At 70.2% G+C, this 19,390-nt stretch carries 13 protein-coding genes; 8 read left to right on the top strand and 5 right to left on the bottom strand.

Translation table 11 applies throughout. The annotated features are described in order from the left end of the window. Positions 1-65 precede the first annotated feature (65 nt). From KUM40_RS12515 to KUM40_RS12500, 4 genes are all read right to left on the bottom strand, one after another. Positions 66-1,556, bottom strand: a complete 1,491-nt coding sequence (locus tag KUM40_RS12515; RefSeq protein WP_254395013.1) for an ATP-binding protein — start codon at positions 1,554-1,556, stop codon at positions 66-68. Positions 1,557-1,705: 149 nt separating this feature from the next. Beyond that, positions 1,706-2,269, bottom strand: a complete 564-nt coding sequence (locus KUM40_RS12510; protein ID WP_217165881.1) for a TetR/AcrR family transcriptional regulator — start codon at positions 2,267-2,269, stop codon at positions 1,706-1,708. A 90-nt stretch (positions 2,270-2,359) separates the two neighbouring features. Beyond that, positions 2,360-3,757 carry an amidase gene (locus KUM40_RS12505; protein WP_217165880.1) on the bottom strand — a complete coding sequence of 466 codons (1,398 nt, stop codon included), beginning with the start codon at positions 3,755-3,757 and terminating at the stop codon, positions 2,360-2,362. Continuing rightward, positions 3,744-3,950, bottom strand: coding sequence for a hypothetical protein (locus KUM40_RS12500; RefSeq protein WP_217165879.1), 207 nt, complete (start codon positions 3,948-3,950; stop codon positions 3,744-3,746). The genes KUM40_RS12505 and KUM40_RS12500 overlap by 14 nt, the downstream gene beginning before the upstream one ends. A 174-nt stretch (positions 3,951-4,124) precedes the next feature. On the opposite strand from KUM40_RS12500, the gene KUM40_RS12495 reads away from it, so the two are divergent. Continuing rightward, positions 4,125-5,168, top strand: a complete 1,044-nt coding sequence (locus tag KUM40_RS12495; RefSeq protein ID WP_308401124.1) for an MBL fold metallo-hydrolase — start codon at positions 4,125-4,127, stop codon at positions 5,166-5,168. A gap of 8 nt (positions 5,169-5,176) precedes the next feature. On the opposite strand, the gene KUM40_RS12490 is transcribed toward KUM40_RS12495, so the two are convergent. Then, positions 5,177-6,169, bottom strand: coding sequence for a LysR family transcriptional regulator (locus KUM40_RS12490; protein WP_217165878.1), 993 nt, complete (start codon positions 6,167-6,169; stop codon positions 5,177-5,179). 295 nt (positions 6,170-6,464) lie between these two features. Between KUM40_RS12490 and KUM40_RS12485 the strand changes: the two genes are divergently transcribed. From KUM40_RS12485 to KUM40_RS12455, 7 genes are all read left to right on the top strand, one after another. Continuing rightward, complete coding sequence (locus tag KUM40_RS12485; protein ID WP_254394990.1) at positions 6,465-7,931, top strand: aminopeptidase P family protein; 1,467 nt, start codon at positions 6,465-6,467, stop codon at positions 7,929-7,931. Positions 7,932-7,998: 67 nt separating this feature from the next. Beyond that, the gene (locus KUM40_RS12480) at positions 7,999-9,444 is read left to right on the top strand and encodes an aminopeptidase P family protein (RefSeq protein WP_217165877.1); all 1,446 of its coding nucleotides are present in this window, start codon (positions 7,999-8,001) and stop codon (positions 9,442-9,444) included. Between the two features lie 81 nt (positions 9,445-9,525). Beyond that, the gene (locus KUM40_RS12475; RefSeq protein WP_217165876.1) at positions 9,526-10,200 is read left to right on the top strand and encodes a GntR family transcriptional regulator; all 675 of its coding nucleotides are present in this window, start codon (positions 9,526-9,528) and stop codon (positions 10,198-10,200) included. A gap of 258 nt (positions 10,201-10,458) precedes the next feature. Continuing rightward, complete coding sequence (locus tag KUM40_RS12470; protein WP_217165875.1) at positions 10,459-13,062, top strand: collagenase; 2,604 nt, start codon at positions 10,459-10,461, stop codon at positions 13,060-13,062. Between the two features lie 230 nt (positions 13,063-13,292). After that, positions 13,293-14,333, top strand: a complete 1,041-nt coding sequence (locus KUM40_RS12465) for a helix-turn-helix domain-containing protein (RefSeq protein ID WP_217165874.1) — start codon at positions 13,293-13,295, stop codon at positions 14,331-14,333. Between the two features lie 183 nt (positions 14,334-14,516). Beyond that, positions 14,517-17,906, top strand: coding sequence for a S8 family serine peptidase (locus KUM40_RS12460; RefSeq protein WP_217165873.1), 3,390 nt, complete (start codon positions 14,517-14,519; stop codon positions 17,904-17,906). Between the two features lie 266 nt (positions 17,907-18,172). Next, the gene (locus KUM40_RS12455) at positions 18,173-19,357 is read left to right on the top strand and encodes a PP2C family serine/threonine-protein phosphatase (RefSeq protein WP_217165872.1); all 1,185 of its coding nucleotides are present in this window, start codon (positions 18,173-18,175) and stop codon (positions 19,355-19,357) included. Positions 19,358-19,390 lie beyond the last annotated feature (33 nt).

The following is a 19,390-nucleotide window of genomic DNA, read 5'->3' as shown; positions in this document are numbered from 1 at the left end:
TCATCGACGTCGGCCGCCGCCAGGACAGCGGCGAGGATCCTCCCAGGTGCCACAACAGGAGCTGGCTACCCGACCCCGTAGAGAGTCGCCAGATCAACCAGGAGCAGATCTTCGCGGCCGGCCGCGGACTCGATCAGGTCCGGGTAGAACCCGTGCAGGGAGAACAGGGCCAGGGTGGTGTTCGTGGTGTCGTAGCCCTGGTCGGCGAGCAGGGTACGGATGTGCTCCAGGCGTTGCAGGTCGCCGGTGCCGCGGCGGGCGGCGGTGGCCTTGGCCTCGCCGAGGAGGGCGATCCGGGCGCGGGGGGCCTGCGGGCGCTCGCCCAGGGCCAGGGCGATGACGTCGACCTCGTGCTTGGTGCGGGCCGCGGGGTCCGCCACTTCGGTGGTACCGACCGGGCCGGGCAGGCCGCCGGTAAGCAGGGTGTGGGCGTAGCGGCGGGTGAAGGTGCGGGCGAGGTCCTCGAAGTGAGGGCCGAGGATCTTGGAGTTGAAGGTCGGGGCGGCGGCCTTCCACGCCTCTTCGGCGAAGCCCTGTTCGACGGTGGCCGCCTGCGGCAGGGTGATCAGCTGATTGAAGCGGATGACGGGGTCGGCCAGGGTGATGACGGGATGGCGAGGGCGCAGGATGTCCTGCTCGCGCTGGATGTAGCCGGTGGACTCCAGGACGTCGAGCGGGTGGGTGACCGCGTTGCGCTGTCGTTCCAGGGCTGCGCCGATCCTGGTGGGGGTGGTGGCGCCCCGGGCAATAGCCGTGAGGATGTCGTAGTAGAGGGTGTGCTGGGTGATGCGCGGGTCCTCTCGCAGCAGGTACTCCGTCTCCGTGCGCGAGTACACCGCCCGCCCCGGGTCCAGGAGCGTCCGCGTGAGCCAGGAAGCGAAGCCGTCGTTCGGGTGCGGGCGGGCCGCCACCGGCCGGTAACCGGGAGCACCACCGAGGACGGCATGCACCTGCAGAGCGGTCAACGGGTCGTCGACCTGCCAGAACGCACGGCTGGCCCGGTAGTCGAAGGCCCCCAGCCTCAGATCGATCACCGCACGGCCGCGCAACGGCTTCGTTCCCGACAGCAGTTCGTGCATGACGCTCATCGCCGACCCGCAAAGGATCACCCTCGCTCCGGGGCCGGCCCCGGTGCCCCGCTGGCGCTCGTCGTAGAGCTGCTGAAGCAGGCCCGGGATCTCGGGAGAGTGCTGGAGAAGATACGGCAACTCGTCGATCACCAGCAACGGAGTCCGCGAACGCGCCGTGACGTCAAGGGCGTTGGACAGAACCTCACGCCAGTCGGCCAACCGCAGCGTGCCGGGCCGCAGACCCGCGTGGGTCGCGATGGCATCGCTGAACCGCTGGATCGCCGGCAGCCGCCCCTCCTCCCGCACCGCGGTGACGTACAAACCCCCGACCCGCTCCGACAGTGCCTGCAGAAGATACGACTTCCCGTACCGCCTGCGCCCCGACACGATCCCCAGACGCATCGCCGGATCCGGATCCGTGACGAACTCGGTGAGCAGGTCCCACTCACGATCGCGGTCGACCACATCCTCGGGCTTGGCAAGCATGCTCTCGTGCACCGGAACTCTCCACCAGCCTCGATCGACCACGACGTGTCTAAGTCTACTTGGACAGAATTCGTTTAGCTGGGCTTCTACGAGTCCTCAGGCTCGAACTGCCGTATGTAGGTGTCGGTCCACGCGTTCCGAGGCGTCCGTCAGACCTGTCGGTGGAGGGCGTTCGTCACGAGCTCGCGCGCGTATGCGGCGTCCAGCCGGCCGGGACGGAAGAGGATGCGGTACATGATCGGCGCCACGACACGGTCGATCAGCAGTTCCGTCTCGGGCACCGGCTCCCCCCGCCGCACCGCACGGGCCAGCACGGCGTCGATCTGCTCGGCGGCGTACGCCGAACACTGACCGGCATTGGTGCCGTCGGGGTCGCCGAGCAGGGCGTCCCGGATGTAGGCACGCCCGGGCGGCGAGGCCATCTCGTCGAGGAACTGTTCCGCCCACGCGTCGAGATCGGCCCGCAGACCTCCGAGATCCGCCGGATCCGTTTCCGGGCGCAGTCGCTCGACGGCGACGTCGGACAGGAGTTCTTGCAGGTCGCCCCAGCGACGGTAGACCGTGGAGGGGGTCACGCCTGCCCGGGTCGCCACCATCGGGACCGTGAGCGCGTCGCGGCCCTTCTCCTCCACGAGTTCACGTACCGCCGCATGGACGGACTCCTGTACGCGTGCGCTGCGCCCACCGGGGCGGGCCATGGGCTTGGGACTCATGCGATCACCTTAATGCGAATCCGTTGCTTCTAGGAGGTGGCCGGCCACGCGCCCGCACGTCGACCGGAACGTCCGAACGTCCGCGTTCCCTCAGGCAGCGACGGGAGCGAGCCGCCCCGCTCCGGCCGCCGACTCCTCGTAGGCCCGGCCGACACGGAGCACCGTCGCGTCGTGGAAGGGGCGCGCCATGAGCTGCATACCGATCGGCAGTCCGGCGCGGTCGTGACCGACCGGCAGGGTGAGGGCCGGGACGCCGGTGATGTTGGCGGGGGCGCAGAGGCGGACGTAGCTGTCCGACACGGCCTCGGTCGTGCCATCGGCCCACTCGACGGCACCCTGCCCGGCCTCGGCGGCGGTCATCGGCACCGTCGGCGCGGCGAGGACGTCGATTCCGTCGAACATGCGAGCCCAGGCGTCCCGCATCATGGTGCGGGCCCGCTGGGCGCGGAGGTAATCGCCCGCAGAGGTGAGTTCGCCCGCCTCCAGCAGGATGCGAACGTCCGCCGCGTACAGGCCGGGGGTGGCCCGCAGCGAGCGCTCGTGGTAGGCGGTGGCCTCGGGAACCATCAGCCCCCACTGGACGGCCTGGATGTAACGCGCCATCGGGATCTCGACGTCGACGAGCTCCGCCCCCAGCTCCGCCAGCCGCTCGATCGCGCGGCGCACGGACTCCTCGACCTCGGGCGTGACCCGGTCGAAGTAGTGGTTGCGCGGTACGCCGACCTTCAGTCCTCGCAGGTCGCCTCCCTGGAACGGGAAACGGTCCGGCACGGGGCCGGACACGCTCGCCGGGTCGCGCGCGTCGTGGCCGGCGGTCGCCGACAGCACCAGCACGGCGTCCTGGACGGTGCGAGTGAGAGGGCCCACATGATCCAGGGACCAGGACAGCGAGGTCACTCCTGTGCGTGGGACCAGGCCGTAGGTCGGCTTGAGGCCCACCACTCCGTTCAGGGCCGCGGGGACCCGGATCGAACCGCCCGTGTCCGTGCCCATGGCGAACGTCGCCCCGCCGCCGGCGACAGCTACCGCCGAGCCGCCGCTCGACCCGCCCGCGACCCGGCTGTGGTCCCAGGCATTGTTCGTCTGCGGAGTGGTCAGGCCGTAGGCGAACTCGTGCGTGTGCGTCTTGCCCAGGAGGACGGCCCCGGCGGCGCCCAGCCGTTCGGCCACCCGGCTGTCGCGTTCCGCCACGTGCCCTGCCCGTACGTGCGAGCTCGCGGTCGTCGGCAACCCCTCGGCGTCGATCAGATCCTTGAGCGCCATGGGGATTCCGTGCAGTGACCCGCGCGGTCCGCTTCCGGAGATCTCCCGTTCGGCGCGGACCGCTGCGGCCAGGGCCGCGTCGGCGGCGACGGTGACATAGGCGCCCAGCCGTCCTTCGACGGCGGCAATACGGGCGAGCACGGACTCGGTGAGTTCGACGGGGGACAGCTCCCGTGCGCGCACCGCACGGGAGGCCTCGGTCAGCGAAAGCTCAAACGGTTGCATCGGCGTTCCCCTGTCCGGCTCGGTAGGAGGACGCGGGAGGGGTGTCGCCGAAATCGAGCTCGCGCAACGTGCTGATCACGGAGTGGATGTAGTTGGCCGTCATGGCCACTTCTTCGTGTCGGCCGTCCATGAGGGGGAGCCCCGCCCGCAACGCCCCTCGGGCTGCCTCTTGGGGGGTGAGTTCGCTGGTCATGACGTCCTTTCCGGATCTGTGCGGCGCGACGGGCCGGGACCGTTTCGGGCCCCGGGGCCCGGAGCCCGGAGCCCGGAGCCCGGGCTCACCGTAAACGCGAATCATTTGCTTTAGTTGATCGTAGGACCTACGGTGACTTAACGCAAACCAATCGCTTTTAGAAGGAAAGTCGCCGTGTTCACCTCATCGCAGACGACCAGGTCCACCAGTCCCGCCGCCCCTTCGTGGACGGTGGGCGACCACACCGTGCGACGCATCGACGAAGTGGCCCTGCCCGCCCGGACCGGTCCGTGGCTGCTGCCCGGGGCGACCACCGACCTCGTGAGCCGGACCCGCTGGCTGAGCCCCGAATTCGCCGACGAACAACACGTCCTGCGCCTGGCCAGTCACAGCTTCGCCGTCGAGGTCGACGGCATGCGAGTGCTCGTGGACACCGGCATCGGAAACGGGAAGCGGCGCTCCAACCCTGCCTGGCACAACCTGGACAGCGACTACGAGGCCCGGCTACGGACGGCGGGCTTCCCGCCGGAGAGCGTCGACCTCGTGGTGCTGACCCACCTCCACGCCGACCACGTGGGGTGGAACACGCGTGCCGAGGGCGACACCTGGGTGCCCACCTTCCCGAACGCGCGCTATCTCACCTCTCGCACCGAGTGGGACTACTGGGCGGGTGTCGACATGGAGGAGGCTCGTCGGCAGATGTTCCGGGACTCGGTCCGCCCCGTCCAGGAGGCGGGTCTGTTCGACCTCGTCGATGTCACGAGCGAGGGCACGGACGTCGCGCCCGGCATCCGTCTGCTGCCCACCCCCGGCCACACGCCAGGGCAGGTGGCGGTGGAACTGAGCAGCCGTGGCGAGACCGCACTGGTCACCGGCGACAGCATCCACCACCCGGTCCAGATGGCCCATCCGGAGCTCTGCAGCTCTGTGGACATCGATCCCGGACTCGCGACCAGGACCCGGAACCAGGTGCTCGCCTCGCTGGCCGGTACGTCAACTCTCCTGCTTGGAAGCCACTTCCCAGCGCCGACCGCAGGACACGTGCGCCGCGCGGACGGCGAGTACCGGCTGGTCCCGGCTCCCTCCGGGGTCTCACCCATCGACGCCCGGTGGCTTCCCCATACCTCTGCGCTCGGCCCCGGCAGCCGTCCAGACACCGGGACAGGGCAGGGCAGCGCAGAGCGGGGGCGAGGGCGGGGGCGAGGGCGGGGGCGGTGACGCTTTCGTCAGTCCGGGCCCGCGAGGGCGGTTCTGGGCCCGTCCGGCAGGCGGGTGGGTGTGTAGGCGCGAGTCACCCACTTCTGCAGGTGCGGGGCCTGGGCCAACAGGTTGCGGTAGGTGCGGACGGCGTGGTGGTGAAGTGCCTCGACCACGGCCGCTTCGACCATTCCACGGCGCCAGACGAGCAGGTGCCGCTGCCACAGGGGGTCTCCCGCCAGCGGCTTGACCAGTACCCCGTCGACGGGACACACGGTGGGCTGGACCGTGGTCACCCCGAGCCCTTTGGCGATCATCGACTGCAACTGGTCGAGGACGTGGAACTCATGTGTCCCCGCGGGCTTGAACCCCGCGGCCCGGCAGGCGTCGTAGAAGGCGCCGGGCCATCCCACCCCGTCGTCGGAGGCGACGAACCAGGTGTCGTCCGCCAGTTCTTCCAGCGGAACCTCGATGCGGTGGGCCAGGGGGTGGCCGGCGTGGATGGCCACGAAGATCGGGACGGTGTTGATGGCGCGGTGTGCCAGAGCGGAGGAGTGCCGCACCGGCAGCCCCGGGTAGTCGACACCCAGCGCCGCGTCGAGTTCGCCGGCTTCCAGGAGCCCGAGGAGTTCACCGGTGGCGTACACACTGCTGACGGAGACCGTGAGGTCCGGGCAGGCATCGCGGAGGGCGTCCAGCAGCATCGGCACCACCGGTGTGTTGGTGACGCCGAGCCGGAGTGTGCCGGCCGCCGCGGGCGGGCAGCCCGGGTGCCGTCGTCCCAGGGCATCCGCGCGGACCAGGATGTCGCGGGCCTGGCTCACGACCTCCGCGCCGTAGCCGGTCAGCTCCACGCCCGTACTGCTGCGCACGAACAGTCCCTCGCCGAGAAGCCGCTCGATGCGACGAAGCTGTGTACTCAGCGCGGGCTGGGTGAATCCGAGCGCGGCCGCCGCCCGGCCGACGCTCCCGGAATCCGCGATCGCGCACAGCACACGCAGATGGCGCAGCTCCAGTTCCATCTGTACACCTCGCTGTCTCGTGGAATCCTCGTGGAATCGGGGTCCAGTATGCGCGTGGGCGCCGTGTGCACGGTGCCGTCCCGTGCTGTCGCTCGTCCGGGACCGGGACCGGAGCCTCGGACGGCCGGGTCCGGGACCGGGACCGGGTCCTGGGCCGGCCCTCCGGCGTTATGCATCGTCCGCACGTTCTCCTATGCCCCAGCCCGTTGTCCCGGCGGAATCGCTCGTGGAAATCTCGACCCCGCGTCTCGGAACCGCGCACCGGCACCGGCGATGCGCGAGGAGGTGTGTGTCCATGACCCATCCGATCCAGGAGACGGCGATGTCCGCGGAGACAGACGACGAGGGCAGGCAGCGGAAGAACGGCCTGTACCGGCAGGTGAGCACCGAACTCGCGGAGAACATGAGGCGGGGCTGGGCCGACACCGAGCGGCACGGTCTCGAACCGGTCGCGTCGGCGGCGTACACCGCGCGTCGCAGGGCGGAACTGTCCGCCCGGTTCCCCGGCGAGCTGCTGGTCGTCCCGGCCGGCAACCCGAAGGTCCGCGCCAACGACACGGCGTATCCCTTCCGGCCCTCCTCGGACTACGTCTACCTGACCGGCGACCAGTCCCCGGACGCCGTACTGGTCCTGGAACCCGGACGGTACGGCGGACACCGGGCCGTCGCCCACCTGCTCCCGCGTTCCGGCCGCGAGGACGGCGAGTTCTGGCTCGACCACCATGGCGAGCTGTGGGACGGGCGCCGCAACAGCCTTGCCGAGAACGAGCAGTTGCTCGGTCTGCCGTGCGGCGACGTCCGCACGCTCACCGAGCGGCTCGCCGCGGCCACCGGCCCGGTGCGCCTGCTGCGGGGCCACGACGCGGACATCGACGCCGCCCTCGCCCGTCGGACGACAGCCGAGCGCGACGACGAGTTCCGGGTGACGCTTTCCGAAATGCGCCTGGTGAAGGACGAGTTCGAGATCGCCGACCTCCGTTTCGCCTGCGAAGCCACCGCCCGCGGCTTCGAGGACGTCGTCCGCGTCCTCGGGACCGCCGCACCGACGTCCGAGCGCGTCGTCGAAGGCGCGTTCCACACGCGCGCACGGATCGAGGGCAATGACGTCGGCTACGCGTCCATCTGCGCGGCAGGGTCGCACGCCACGACGCTGCACTGGGTCCGCAACGACGGCGAGGCCCGCCCCGGTGATCTCCTGCTGCTGGACGCCGGGGTGGAGACCCGTGACCTCTACACCGCCGACGTCACCCGCACCCTGCCCGTCGACGGTCGCTTCACCCCGGTCCAGCGCAAGATCTACGAAGCGGTGTACGCGGCGCAGGAGGCCGGCATCGCCGTGGTCAAGCCGGGCGCCGCGTACCGGGACTTCCATGACGCCGCGCAACGGGTACTGGCCGAGCACCTGGCCGCCTGGGGGCTGTTCGAGGGGCGCTCGCCGGACGAGGCCCACGGACTCGGGCTGCAGCGCCGCTGGACCCTGGCCGGCACCGGTCACATGCTCGGCCTGGACGTCCACGACTGCGCCAGGGCCAGGACCGGGATGTACGTGGACGGCACGCTGGAACCGGGCATGGTGCTCACCGTCGAGCCGGGCCTGTACTTCCAGTGCGACGACCTGACCGTTCCGGAGGAGTACCGCGGCATCGGTGTGCGGATCGAGGACGACATCCTGGTGACCGAGGAAGGCAACGAGAACCTCTCGGCCGGCCTGCCCCGGGAGGCGGACGAGGTGGAAGCCTGGATGGCCCGGCTGCGCCGCTGACGCCCTCTGCCCCGGACCGGCCGGTCACCACGCAGTGAGCCACGACACACGACAGGGGGATTCCCGGATGAAGGAGCAGGACGGCTTGCTTGACATCAGCAACGGCGATCACGAACCACCGGCCGCGCAGAGCGGTCCCTTTCAAGGAGGGTGGGCGGATACGAGCCGCAGGCTGCCGCTCCTGACGGGAGCGGCCTACGCGTCCAAGCGGCGCTCGACGGTGTCCGAGCGTTTTCCCGGTGAACGCGTCGTCGTCCCGTCGGGCGGGCTGAAGGTCAGGAGCAACGACTTCGACTACACGTTCCGGCCGCACTCCGCCTTCGTCCATCTCACCGCGGAACTCGGGACGCAGGCGGTACCCGACAGCGTCCTGGTCCTTGAACCCACCGGGACCGGGCACACGACGACTCTGTTCACCCGGCCCCGGTCTCCGCGTGACGGTGGGCCGAACGGCGCGGAACTCCACAGCGACCGGCGGCACGGCGAGTTCTGGACCGGTCGGCGCCGGACGCTCCCGGAGACCTCGGCCGCGCTCGGCATCGAGGCCGCGGCACGCGACGACCTGGAACGGGCCCTTCGCGGGAACGTACCGACCCGGATACTGCGCGGTGTGGACGCGCACGTCGACTCGATGGTGGCGCCGGTCCCGCGAGCCGACGCCGAACTGGACGCTTTTTTGTCGGAGTTGAGGCTGGTCAAGGACGAGTGGGAGGTCGAGGAGCTGCGTTCGGCCGTGGACTGGACGGTCGCCGGCTTCCACGATGTCGTCGGCGAACTGCGCGACGCCACGCGCCTCGCGCGTGGAGAACGCTGGATCGAGGGCACCTTCAACCGGCGTGCCCGGCTCGGGGGTCACGGGCTGGGCTTCGAGACCATCGCGGCAGCCGGGTCGCACGCCTGCGTCCTGCACTGGACGCGCAACGACGGTCCGGTGCGGGACGGGGAGCTGCTCCTGCTGGACGCGGGTGTCGAGGCCGACTCCTTCTACACCGGGGACGTCACGCGAACACTGCCGGTCAGCGGTCGCTTCACCGACGTCCAACGGCGCGTCTACGACCTGGTGTCGGCCGCGCAGTCGGCCGGGATCGCCGCCCTGCGGCCCGGCGCGCGGTACGGGGACTTCCACGACGCCGCGATGCGGGTCATCGCCGAGGGACTCGACGCGTGGGGTCTTCGGCCGTACGGCAGGACGGCTTCGACACCCGAGTCCGACCTGTACCGCCGGTACACCGTCTGCGGCTCGGGCCACATGCTGGGCCTGGACTGTCACGACTGTGCCGGTGCCCGCAGGGAGACCTACCTGGACGGTGTGCTCGCGCCCGGTCACGTCCTGACCGTCGAGCCCGGGCTGTACTTCCGGCCCGACGATCTGACGGTGCCCGAGGAACTGCGCGGCATCGGCGTACGGATCGAGGACGACTTCGTCATCACGGCCGACGGGCCCCTGTGTCTGTCGTCGGAACTGCCCCGCGGCGCCGAAGAGGTGGAGGCCTGGATGGCGTCTCTGCGCTGACCGGGCGCAACCGTCGGACTGTCAAGGCAACGTGACATTGTATGGTGGGAGGTCGTTGGCTGGTCGGACGGAGGAGCAGAGATGCCTCATCTCAAAACCCAGCCGCTCTCCGTCCAGAGCCATCTGCGCGATCAGGTCGCGAACGCGCTCCGGGCCGCCCTCATAGCCGGCGACCTCCGTCCGGGTGTCATCTACTCCGCCCCCGCCCTGGCGGCGGAACTCGGCGTGTCCGCCACCCCGGTGCGCGAGGCCATGCTGGACCTGGCCAGGGAGGGCCTGGTCGAAGCGGTACGCAACAAGGGGTTCCGGGTCACTGAGATGACCGAGCAGGACCTCGACGAGTTCACCGAGATCCGAACCCTCATCGAGGTCCCCACCGTGGGACGCGTCGCCGCGACGACGGCCGTCGAGCAACTGGAAGCCCTGCGTCCGCTGGCCCACCAGATCGTCACCGCGGCCCAGGAACATGACATCCTCAAGTACCTCGAAGCGGATCACAGGTTCCACCTCGAGCTGCTGGCCCTGGCCGGCAACCACCATCTCGTGGAGGTGGTCGCCGACCTCCGCAAGCGTTCACGCCTGTTCGGACTGGGCAGCCTGAACGGGACCGGGCGGCTGGTCGCTTCCGCCCAGGAGCACGTCGAACTGCTGGATCTGATGGTCAACGGCCGGATCCAGGAGGCGGAGGAGTGCATGCGCCGCCACCTCGCGCACGTCCGCACCCTGTGGGCGGGCAGCCAGGCGGACGGCCGGTAGCGCCGCTCCTCACGCCTTCCCCTCGCGCGCCCAAGTCCCGGCATCCGTAGACCAATTGCCCACCTTGTATTCCGTCAGACGGCTTCTCTGGAACATGTCACGTGTGCAATGGTACATAGCACAGGTCGTGGTCATGCCAATCGCGGCATCGGTCGCCGTACACCCGTCGAGTGAACGGCAAGACCCTCCCCAAAGCCACGGCCTCCTCATCCCCCATGGGTCACGCACCGCGTGGTCCTCACTCTCGTGGGAGGCACAGTGAGAAAGTCATCTGTCCGGCGAGGTCTGGGCGCGGCGTTGCCGCTGGCCCTGACCGTCGCCATGGGCGTCGGTCTGCTGACGCAGCCGGCCGGCGCCCAACCCGGGTCCCCGGTGTCCGTCGCGCAGGGCGCGGCCGGAGGCGGAAAGCACACCGGTCCCCCGCCGGTGGCCCAGACCGCCACCGCCGAGACCGCGCACGTCGGCAAGGAACGCCTGAAGGCGTCCGCGCTCCCGCCGCTGGCGGCGAGCAAGGAAGCGCTCAAGGAGTCCTACGGGCGGCACGACGAACTGCCGGTCCGGCCCTCCGAGTCGATGAGCACGGCGGCAGATGCCACGGCCGGAAGGAAGACCCCCGCGGCCGCCTCAGCCGCCGCGTGCGACGTCGCCGACTTCACTTCCCGCACCGGCAGCGCGCTGGTGCAGCAGATCAAGGCGTCCACGACCGACTGCGTCAACACCCTGTTCAACCTGACCGGCGGCGACGCCCACCAGGCCTTCCGCGAAGCGCAGATGACCACTGTCGCCTACGCCCTGCGCGACGGCTCGGCGTCCTACCCCGGCAACTCCAGCACCGGCATGCCGCAGCTCGTGCTCTACCTGCGCGCCGGCTACTACGTCCACTACTACAACGCCGGCACGGTCGGCGACTACGGCAGCGGCCTGCGGACGGCCATCCGCGCGGGACTCGACGCCTTCTTCGCCGCCCCGCACTCCCGCGATGTCACCGACGCCAACGGTGAGACCCTCGCCGAGGCCGTCACCCTCATCGACAGCGCCGAGGAGAACGCCCGCTACATCCCCGTACTCAAGCGGCTGCTGGCGGACTACGACTCCACCTGGAACTCCTCCTGGTGGATGCTCAACGCGGTCAACAACGTCTACACCGTGACCTTCCGGGGTCACCAGGTGCCCGCCTTCGTGACGGCCGTCCAGTCCGATCCCACTCTGATCGACTCGCTGTACAACTTCGCGGCCGGTCACCTCTCGCTCCTGGGAACGGACCAGTCCTACCTCACGTCGAACGCCGGACGTGAACTCGGCAGGTTCCTGCAGCACTCCGCCCTGCGGAGCAAGGTCCGCCCGCTCGCCGCCGGCCTGCTCAACTCCAGCTCCATCAAGGGCACCACCGCTCCGCTCTGGGTCGGCGTGGCCGAGATGACGGACTACTACGACAAGGCCAACTGCTCCTACTACGGCACCTGCGACCTGCAGACGCAGTTGGCGGACTCGGTGCTGCCGGTGACCTACACCTGCAGCTCCAGCATCACCATCAGGGCGCAGCAGATGACGTCGGGCGAGCTGTCCTCCAGTTGCGACAGCCTGCGCAGCCAGGACGCCTACTTCCACGGCATCGTCCGGGACAGCGGTCCCGTCCCGGGTGACAACAACTCCACGATCGAGGTCGTGGTCTTCGACTCCAGCACCGACTACCAGACCTACGCCGGTGCCATCTTCGGGATCGACACCAACAACGGCGGCATGTACCTCGAGGGCGACCCGTCCGCGGCCGGCAACCAGCCGCGCTTCATCGCCTACGAGGCCGAGTGGCTGCGCCCGGACTTCCAGATCTGGAACCTCAACCACGAGTACACCCACTACCTCGACGGCCGCTTCGACATGTACGGCGACTTCAACGCCAACATCAGCACCCCGACCATCTGGTGGGTCGAAGGTTTCGCCGAGTACGTCTCCTACTCCTACCGCGGCGTGCCCTACACGGAGGCGATGACCGAAGCCGGCCGCCGTACCTACGCCCTGAGCACCCTCTTCGACACCACTTACAGCCATGACACCACCCGCATATACCGCTGGGGCTACCTCGCCACGCGGTACATGCTCGTCAAGCACCGGGCCGACATGGACAAGGTGCTCGGCCACTACCGCGCGGGCGACTGGAACGCCGCCCGCACCTACCTGACAAGTACCATCGGCACCCGCTACGACAACGACTGGTACTCCTGGCTGGCGGGCTGTGCGGCCGGTGACTGCGGCGGGGGCACCAACCCGCCCGGCAACCAGGCTCCCACCGCCGCGTTCACCACCGCCGTACAGGACCTGAAGGTTAGCTTCACCGACCAGTCCGCGGACTCCGACGGCACCATCGCCTCCAGGTCCTGGGACTTCGGTGACGGCACCACCTCGACCGCCACCAACCCCGGCAAGACGTACGGCGCCGCCGGCACCTACGCCGTGAAGCTCACTGTCACGGACGACAAGGGCGCCACCGCCACCGCCACGAGGTCGGTCACCGTCGGCAGCGGCGGCACCGGTGCCGAATGCACCGGCACCGACCCCAGGGAGCTGGGCCAGAACTGCCGGCGGAGCAACCAGTCCGCCACCACCGGGAACTACGCCTACCTCTACCTCTACGTCCCGTCCGGCACCACCCGGCTGGAGATCACCACGTCCGGCGGCACCGGTGACGCCGACCTGTACTACGGCTCCGACGGCTGGCCCGGCACCGGCGGCTACACGCAACGTGCCACGGGCGCCGGCAACGGCCACACGCTGACCGTCGACAACCCGCCGGCCGGTGCCAACTACATCAGCCTGTACGCCGTGAGCGGCTTCGACGCAGTCACCGTCAGCACCAGCTACTGATCGGCGCACACCCCCGGAACGCGGCCACGGCCCGGGGCGGCTCACCCGCCCCGGGCTCCGGCTCTTGCTCCGGCTCTTTGCTCCGGCCCTTGCTCCTGCTCCTGCTCCTGCTCCTGCTGCGCCGCAGCCCTGGAACCTGACCGTGGGATACCGTTCGGATGCAGCCGCTCGGTCCGCCCGAGCCGCGTCAACGGCCGGACACGGGGTCGCTCGAGGGGAAACGGGACCGAATGCTGGAGGTGCTCGGACTGGGGTCGGCCGAAGAGGCCGTCTACAGTGCGCTTCTGGCCCGCCCCACAGCCTCTGCGCAGGAAATCGCGCGGCAGACCGGACTTGAGCAGGCCGAGAGCACCCGCATCCTGCTCGACCTGGCGGCACGCGGCCTGGTCGCGCTCGCCACCGAGACCGAGAGCGAGACCGAGAGCGGGGCGCCCGACCCGACCGGCCGGAAGGCAGGCCGCGGGCCCCACCGCTACCGGCTCACGCCTCCCTCGGTGGCCCTGGCCCCGCTCCTCGTCGAGCAACGCAACGCGCTGCACCGGGCCGAGGCCGCGTATTCGATGCTGACGGAGCAGTACCGCAGTACGGCGGCACACGCCGCGGGCAGCGTCGTGGAGGTGGTCGTCGGCGTGGAGCAGGTCGCGCACCGGTTCCACCAACTGCAGCGCGGTGCCCAGCAGGAGTTGCTCGTCTTCCTCAAGGGCGCGCCCATCGCGGTACCCCGCGAGGACGCCGACCTGTCGGAGAGTTCCGCACTGGACCGCGGTGTCGACTTCCGCGTCGTGGCTGCCAAGGACTACCTGGACGACCTCGATGTGGCACGGGATTTGCGGTCGGCCATCTCGGCGGGCCTCCAGCTCCGCGTGGTCGACTCGTTGCCGCTGAAGATGGTCGTGTCGGACCGGGATCGTGCCATGGTGCCACTGGACGTGGCGGACTCCGACGGCGAGCCGAGCGCCATCGTGGTGCACCGCAGCGGGTTGCTGACGGCCCTGGTCCATCTCTTCGAGAGGGAATGGGTGCACGCCCGGCCGCTGTACGCGACGGCCACGGGTGTGCGCGTCGAGGCTGATGCCGATCCGCAGCCGACGGAGGGTGAACTGGAGGTCCTCTCCCTGCTCCTGGCCGGGATCTCCGATCGCCGGGCCGCCTCTCAACTCGGCCTCTCCATACGCACCGTGGAGCGGCGGACCCGCCGTCTGATGGACCTCGCCCGAGCGGACTCGCGCCTCCAACTCGGATGGCACGCGGCACGCGCGGGCTGGCTCTGATTCCCCTCTGCGGGACATGCCCCGGCTTCGCCCTCCGTGAGGCCGACGAGCCTCCGTGTGTGACCGCGTGACGGGTGTCCGCCATGCGGCAAACCCGCCACGCGTGGCGCCCCTGTGACATCCGCGTGTCTGCCAGGCTGCGGCGTCAGCACAGCCTGTTCACGGGATCAGATGGGGAGATTCATGCGTTCCATAACGCGTATGGCCTTGGGAGCGGCGAGCGTCGCCGCCCTGGCTGTCACCGCGGTGACACCTTCCGGGGCAGCCGATACGCCGCCTGACGGCAGCTCGGAGAAACGCCCGCTCGTCGGCAGTGAGGCCGCGGCGAAGGGCGGCAAGCGGGCCACCGTCACGCTCGTCACCGGTGACAAGGTGATGGTGGTCACGGACGCCTCGGGCCGCAGCTCGGCGGCCGTGCTGCCCCGCGAGGACGGCACACAACCGATGTTCCAGACCCGGCAGATGGGCAAGGACCTCTACGTCTACCCCGAGTCCGCCTCCGGGGCGATCGCCGAGGGCAAGGTCGACGAGCAGCTTTTCAACGTCACGGGCCTCATCCGCCAGGGCTACGACGACGCGCACACCGACTCGCTGCCACTCATCGCCACCTACGACGAGCGTGTGAACGTCGCCGACGCCGCGCCGGCGGCGCCTCGCGGTTCCGAGCGGGGCCTGAGCCTTCCCGCGGTGGACGGCGTCGCGCTGAAGGCGGACAAGGACACGGCGGCCGACTTCTGGCAGGACGTCAGCAACCCCCGCTCCCGCTCCGCGTCCGCGCTCAAGAAGCTGTGGCTGGACGGCAAGGTCGAGGCCACGCTGGACCGGTCCACCGCCCAGGTGCACGCGCCGGAGGCGTGGGCGGCCGGCTACGACGGCGAGGGCACCAAGGTCGCCGTGCTGGACACGGGCGTCGACGCCGAGCACCCGGACCTGGTGAAGCAGGTCGCCGCGACCAAGAACTTCACGGACGCCACGAACACGAACGACCTGGTCGGCCACGGCACCCACACCGCCTCCACGGTCGGCGGTACCGGAGCGGCCAGCGACGGCCTCAAGAAGGGCGTCGCACCCGGGACTTCCCTGCTCGTCGGCAAAGTCCTCAATGACGACGGCTACGGCCTGGACTCCTGGATCATCGCGGGTATGCAGTGGGCCGTGGACCAGAAGGCCGACGTCGTCTCCATGAGCCTGGGCAACCCCGCGGTGGGCGACTGCACCGACCCGGTGGCCCAGGCCACGGCGCAGCTCTCGCAGAACAAGCACACGCTGTTCGTCGTCGCCGCCGGCAACACGGGGCCCAAGAGTGAGACCGTCTCTTCCCCCGGCTGCGTGCCGAGCGTACTGACGGTCGGCGCCGTCGACCGCGACGACACCACCGCGTCCTTCTCCAGCCGCGGTCCCGTGGCCGTCACCCACACCCTCAAGCCCGAGCTCGCCGCCCCCGGCGTCGACATCTCGGCGGCCAGCGCGGGCGGTCGCGGCGTCTACGCCTACCGGACGATGTCCGGCACCTCCATGGCCACCCCGCACGTCGCGGGCGCCGCCGCCGTCGTCCGCCAGGCCCACCCGGACTGGACCGCGCAGCAGATCAAGGCCGCCCTGGTCTCGTCCGCCCGCACCGGCGGCAAAGTCGCCGGAGCCGACGAGACCGGCGGCGGAGTCCTCGACGTGTTCGGCGCGGTGAACCAGGAGGTGCTCTCCGCACCCGCCGTCCAGGCCGGCAGCTACAACTGGCCGCAGGACACCTCGGACCGCACCACCGTGAAGGTGCCCTTCACCAACACCGGCGACCGTGACGTCACCCTGAACCTGAAGGTCAGCGGGGTGCACGGCAACGACGGCAGCGATGTCCACTCCGGTGTGATCAAGCTGGAGAACCGCAAGGTGAGAGTCCCCGCCGGGACCACCGTCCAGGTGCCGCTCCGGATCGACCCCACCGCCCGCCTCAAGGACGCCCAGTACGGTGCGGTCACCGGCCGGATCATGGCCACCGGCCGCGGAATACACGTCTCCGTGCCCGTCACGCTCTACGTCCAGCCGGAGACGGTCACGCTCCGGGTCAAGGTCGTCGACCGCGACGGCAAACCCGCGGCGGGCCCCTCCTCCGTGGACCTGGTCAGCCTCGACGCCGACACGGGCGAGCGCCGCAGCAACTCGGGGGCCGCCGACCAGACGTACCGCGTCCGCCCGGGCGACTACAGCCTCAGCAGCTTCGTGGCGTCGTACGACGCGGACCACGCAGCCGAATCGGTCAGCTACCTGGCCAAGCCGCAGTTGCGGATCACCGATGACACCACCGTCGTCCTCGACGCCCGCAAGGCCCACCGGCTGAGCCTGCGCACCGACCGTCCCTCGACGGTGGACAACACCACGTTCAGCTACGCCCGCACGTGGGACGACACCTGGCAACTGTCCGGATCGGTCACGGCCGACGAGTCCGTCCGCAAGTTCTACGCGGACGTCGACGGACGCGCGAAGGACGGCACCTTCGAGTTCCGGCCCACCTGGCGTGCGGCCGGCTCCGAGGACGGCTCGCCGTACGTCTACAACCTGTCGTTCCCGACCCCGGGCCCGCTCAACTCCGACCGGGTCTACCGGCCGAAGGACTCCCGGCTGGCCCAGGTCCGCGAGACGTGGAAGGCCATGGGCAAGGAAGGCGACTACATCGACGCCATGTTCCTGCGGCCCAAGGGGAGCCTCGACTCCCACATCCCCGTCAGCCCGTACGGCGAGGTCCGTGTGCCCACCACCCGGACCGCCTACTACACCACCGGCGAGGACGCCTGGCTCCACGGCGCGATGACCAGCTTCCCGTTCGCCGCGTTCATGAGTGACCAGCCGCGCACCTACCGGGCCGGGCAGCGGAGCAGCGAGGAGTGGTACGGCGGCCCGATGAGCCCGGTCGCCCCCCGGGACGACGAGGGCAAGCCGGTGCTGGCCGCCGAACGGCAGGGCGACATGATCGGCATCCAGACGGCGCTCTGGGCCGACGGATCCGACGCACACTGGTCCTTCGGCGGATCGTTCGGCGACCTCGGCAACCTGACTCTGAAGCGCAACGGCGAGCAGATCGCCACCAGCGCCTGGCCCTACGACGCGTTCAAGGTGCCGGACGAGGACTCCGCGTACGAACTCACGCAGCGCCTGCAGAAGATCGCGTCCTCGGACAAGAACTGGCTGCGCTCCACGGCCGTCGCCACCACATGGAGCTTCCGCTCCCACCGGGAGCCCGACGTCTACTCGCGCGGGCTGCCGATCCTCTTCCCCAGGTACGACGTGCCGGTGGACGCCATGAACACCCTGCCGGCCAAGAGCGGCATCGAGGTCGGCCTGTCGGTCGAGGGCCACGCCGGATACACCCCGGGCGCGATCACGGACGCCTCGCTGTCCTACTCCTACGACGACGGCGACACCTGGACCCAGGCGCCGACCGAGCAGCAAAACGGCAAGTGGACGGCCGTCCTCGACCACACCGGCGCCGCCGGCAAGCAGGTCATGACCAAGGCCACCTTCACCGACGCCAACGGCAACGCGGTCACCCAGACCATCACCCGCGCCTACGACGTCCGGTAACCACACTCACCCGCACGGTCCGGCCGGACGGTCTCCCGCAAGGGGTCACCGCCCGGCCGGCCTCATGTCCTCGGCTGCGCCGGAGTGGCACGCGAACGGTCTCGGGGCGGCGGCAGCCCCCTGAATCACCCGACTGGACGCACTTCGGCGCGGTACGGCCAGCCTCCCTCCGGCATGTCCAGCAGATTGGATGATCGAGACCGCCCGTCTGTCGCGACAAAGCGGCATTCGCCCGTCCGATCACACCGCCACTGGAGGATGCCCGCATGTTCCGCTCGTTGCGTGCGGCGCCGGTCCCTGTGAGGAGCCGTGCGGACCGGGACGACAGCACCTCGATCCGTACGCCCCCCACGCGCGCCGTCGCACTGGTGACGGTCGCGGTGACGGTGGTGACGGTCGTCCTCGGCACGGTGGCCGAGACCGCCGTGCTGCTGATCGGGCTGCTGGTGTTTCTCCCCGCGTTCGCCTCCGCGCTGTGCACCCCACGCCAGACGGCGCTCGTCTCCGCCTGGGTGAGCGTCGTCGTCATCGTGCCCGTGGCCCTGTCCACGGAGCAGCTCGCCGACCGGGTGACTCTGGCCCTGTTCGCCCTCGGCTTCGGCGCGCTGGCCGTCTACGGATCCTCGCTGCGCATCACGCGCGAGGGTGCGCTGGTACGTCTGCGGTCGACCGCCGCCGCGATGCAGCGGCAGATCCTGCGTCCGCTGCCACTGCTCACCGACGACGTACTCGTGGACGGCGTGTACGAGCCGGTGCAGCAGGACAAACTCGTCGGCGGCGACATCTACGACGTCGCGGCCACCCCCTGGGGCACCCGGGTACTGATCGGCGACGTCCAGGGCAAGGGACTCCCCGCCATCGGCATGGCCATCGACGTGGTCGGCGCCTTCCGTGAGGCCGCCCACCGCGAACCGACGGTGACCGCGCTCGTGGACTCGCTCGAGGCGGCGGTGGTCCGTCACAACGGGTACGCGGAACAACGCGGCGAGCCGGAGCGGTTCGTCACCGCCGTCGTCCTGGGGATGGACCCCGGCACCGAGACCCAGCTCGTCACGTGCGGCCACATCCCGCCCTACCTGCTGCACGACGGGGCAGTGACCGCCGTGGGCGCCGGGACGGAGCACGCGCCGCTCGGCCTGGCAGACCTCGTCGACGAGCCGCGCACGGTGTCCTGGTTCCCGTTTCCCGCCGGGGCGACGCTGCTGCTGTGCACCGACGGCCTCACCGAGGCCCGCTCCCCCGCGGGCACCTTCTATCCGCTCGAGGCACGCCTCGCCGGCCACGTCGACATCACCGCGGGCAGGCTCACCCACGCACTCGTCGACGACGTCCACGCGTTCACCGAGGGCGCCCAGCAGGACGACCTGGCGGTACTCGCCGTACGCCGTTCACCGCACCGGATCGGCAGTACATCGGCGTCGGCGCCGCTCGGAACGGCACCGGTGGTGTGAGCCGTCCCGGCGACACGGTCGCCGAGGGGCGTC

The sequence above is a fragment of the Streptomyces sp. AC512_CC834 genome (genome assembly GCF_019049325.1).
Lineage (GTDB): Bacteria > Actinomycetota > Actinomycetes > Streptomycetales > Streptomycetaceae > Streptomyces.
The sequence above is the reverse complement of the archived record's forward strand: the minus strand, read 5'-3'. Positions and strand labels throughout refer to the sequence as shown.

Excerpts from the sequence above, each read along its gene's own strand:
- KUM40_RS12480 (WP_217165877.1), top strand. The coding sequence starts at position 7,999 with ATGAAGGAGCAGGACGGCTTGCTTGACATCAGCAACGGCGATCACGAA.
- KUM40_RS12485 (WP_254394990.1), top strand. The coding sequence starts at position 6,465 with ATGACCCATCCGATCCAGGAGACGGCGATGTCCGCGGAGACAGACGAC.
- KUM40_RS12490 (WP_217165878.1), bottom strand. The coding sequence starts at position 6,169 with ATGGAACTGGAGCTGCGCCATCTGCGTGTGCTGTGCGCGATCGCGGAT.
- KUM40_RS12475 (WP_217165876.1), top strand. The coding sequence starts at position 9,526 with ATGCCTCATCTCAAAACCCAGCCGCTCTCCGTCCAGAGCCATCTGCGC.
- KUM40_RS12465 (WP_217165874.1), top strand. The coding sequence starts at position 13,293 with ATGCTGGAGGTGCTCGGACTGGGGTCGGCCGAAGAGGCCGTCTACAGT.
- KUM40_RS12515 (WP_254395013.1), bottom strand. The coding sequence starts at position 1,556 with ATGCTTGCCAAGCCCGAGGATGTGGTCGACCGCGATCGTGAGTGGGAC.
- KUM40_RS12500 (WP_217165879.1), bottom strand. The coding sequence starts at position 3,950 with ATGACCAGCGAACTCACCCCCCAAGAGGCAGCCCGAGGGGCGTTGCGG.
- KUM40_RS12455 (WP_217165872.1), top strand. The coding sequence starts at position 18,173 with ATGTTCCGCTCGTTGCGTGCGGCGCCGGTCCCTGTGAGGAGCCGTGCG.
- KUM40_RS12505 (WP_217165880.1), bottom strand. The coding sequence starts at position 3,757 with ATGCAACCGTTTGAGCTTTCGCTGACCGAGGCCTCCCGTGCGGTGCGC.
- KUM40_RS12460 (WP_217165873.1), top strand. The coding sequence starts at position 14,517 with ATGCGTTCCATAACGCGTATGGCCTTGGGAGCGGCGAGCGTCGCCGCC.
- KUM40_RS12510 (WP_217165881.1), bottom strand. The coding sequence starts at position 2,269 with ATGAGTCCCAAGCCCATGGCCCGCCCCGGTGGGCGCAGCGCACGCGTA.